At 66.5% G+C, this 2,083-nt stretch carries 3 protein-coding genes and 1 pseudogene; all 4 read right to left on the bottom strand.

Annotation, left to right across the window (positions count from 1 at the left end; all coding sequences use genetic code 11):
• A partial coding sequence (locus JCM19049_RS12530; RefSeq protein ID WP_279403139.1) for a lipoate protein ligase C-terminal domain-containing protein occupies window positions 1-289 on the bottom strand: 289 nt, incomplete at its 3' end.
• Window positions 290-453: 164 nt separating this feature from the next.
• Window positions 454-699 carry a type B 50S ribosomal protein L31 gene (locus JCM19049_RS12525; RefSeq protein WP_054821755.1) on the bottom strand — a complete coding sequence of 82 codons (246 nt, stop codon included), beginning with the start codon at window positions 697-699 and terminating at the stop codon, window positions 454-456.
• 142 nt (window positions 700-841) lie between these two features.
• Window positions 842-1,645, bottom strand: a pseudogene (locus JCM19049_RS12520) (TrmH family RNA methyltransferase).
• A gap of 22 nt (window positions 1,646-1,667) precedes the next feature.
• A partial coding sequence (locus JCM19049_RS12515) for a sulfite exporter TauE/SafE family protein (RefSeq protein ID WP_279403138.1) occupies window positions 1,668-2,083 on the bottom strand: 416 nt, incomplete at its 5' end.

Raw genomic sequence — 2,083 nt, 5'->3', positions numbered from 1 at the left:
AGCCGATCATTTCGGCGCCCTCGCGCAGGCCGCTGACCACGGCCTCGCGGATGGTGGAGTGCGTGGCGTCGGTGGGCAGCCCGATCAGCGCCCGGTTCAGGTCCTCCAGCGCCTCGTCGGGCTCCAGGAAGAAGTCCCCGTTGATGTTGGAGGCGGTGATGACCCCGTCGGCGCTGTCCAGGTCGGCGATGACCAGCTTGCCGCCCACGACCTTGTACTCGCCGTGGTGCTGGTACTGGAGCGCTTCGGTGGAATCTGCGTGCTGCGTTTCGTGCCCTTGTTGCGTCATGACTTCATCCTATCCGCTGCGCCGGGCCCTCTTCCGTGGCCGTCGGCGACTGGTTCGGCACACCGGGAAGCGGGAAAGCCGGTGGGGCGTTAAATGCCGCGGCGGGCAGTCCCGGAAATAAACCGGGGCTGCCCGCCGTGGTTGAAGCGGTGTGGGCGTTGCAGCTACTTCTTGCCGCCGAAGCCCTTGAAGCGGGCGTTGAAGCGCTCGACGCGGCCAGCGGTGTCCATGATGCGCTGCTTGCCGGTGTAGAACGGGTGCGAAGCGGCCGAGATTTCGACGTCGATGACCGGGTACTCGTTGCCGTCCTCCCAGGTGATGGTCTTGGAGCTGCCAACGGTCGAACGGGTCAGGAACTTCTCGCCCGATGCGAGGTCGTTGAACACAACGTAGTTGTACTTCGGATGGATGTCAGCTTCATGCTTTTATACCCTTTGGCTATCTGCCCCTGGATTTTGCCAGCGGCAACGTACTCGGAAAAATGGTGTCCACGCACGCGTGCGCACACAGACAGTCCATCCTATCGCACCGGGAGCGTGTTCGGCGAACCGCCTAGCGTGGTCCGCGGCACAATTGCCAGAACGCGACGGCGCTGGCGGCGGCCACATTCAGGGAGGCGACCTGCCGGGCCATCGATGATCACGCTCTGGTCCACCGCCTGCAGGGTTTCGGGACGCACCCCGCGGCCCTCGTTGCCCAGGATCATCGCGATCTTCTCCCCCGGCTGCGGCACCAGCTCATCCAGCGGGGTCGCGTCCTCGGTCAACTCCATCGCCAGGATCCGGTAGCCGTGCTCACGCACCCGCTCCAGGTCGGCCGGCCAGGTGCCTAGGCGCACCCAGTCGATGGTCAGCGCCGTGCCCATGGACACGCGCACGCTGCGCCGGTAGAGCGGGTCCACGCAGTTCGGGGTCAGCAGCACCGCATCCACGCCGAGCCCGGCCGCCGAACGCAGCATGGCGCCGAGGTTGGAGTGATCGGCGATGTCCTCCAGGATCGCGATCCGCGAGGACTTTTCCAGCACCGCATCCAGCTCCAGCGGGGCAGGGCGCTGCATGGCGGCCAGGGCGCCGCGGTGCAGGTGGAAGCCGGTCAGCGCCTCCAGTTCGGCGTCTTCGCCCACAAAGATCGGGCGTCGGGGTAGCGGGCGAACTCGGCCTCCAGCTGGGGCAGGTATTTGCGGGCCAGCAGGAAGCTGCGCGGCACATGTCCCACCGAGATCGCGCGCTGGACCACCATGGTGCTTTCGGCGATGTAGATCCCGTTGGCGATGTCGCTGCGCATCCGCAGGTTCGCCTCGCTCAGCTTCAGGTAGTCATCCAGGCGCCGGTCCCCGTGCAGGTCGCGGATCTCGATCACCCGGTGGGCGTAGTGCGGCTCAGCCACCGTTGACCAGCTTGAGCAGCATGTTGGCCAGGGCGATGAGCCCCAGCACCACGATCACCGCGCGCAGCCACAGCGGGGAGAGCTTGCGTCCGATCTTCGCGCCGATGAACCCGCCGATCAGCGAGCCGACGGCGATCAGCAGCACCACGATCCACTGGATGCGTTCGGGGGCGATGATCAGGTACATGCAGGCGGCGATGATGTTCACCAGCAGGGAGAGGATCACCTTGATGGCGTTGGACTGCTGCAGCGAGGCCTGCAGGAACACGCCGAACACGGCCATCAGCAGCACGCCCTGCGCGGCGGTGAAGTACCCGCCGTACACGCCGATCAGGAACACCAGCACGTACAGGATCGCCGGGATGCGCGCCTGGTCGGCGGCATCCGGGTCGGTGCCGCCGCGGGCGG

This window comes from Arthrobacter sp. JCM 19049, from assembly GCF_001310435.1.
The sequence above is the reverse complement of the archived record's forward strand: the minus strand, read 5'-3'. Positions and strand labels throughout refer to the sequence as shown.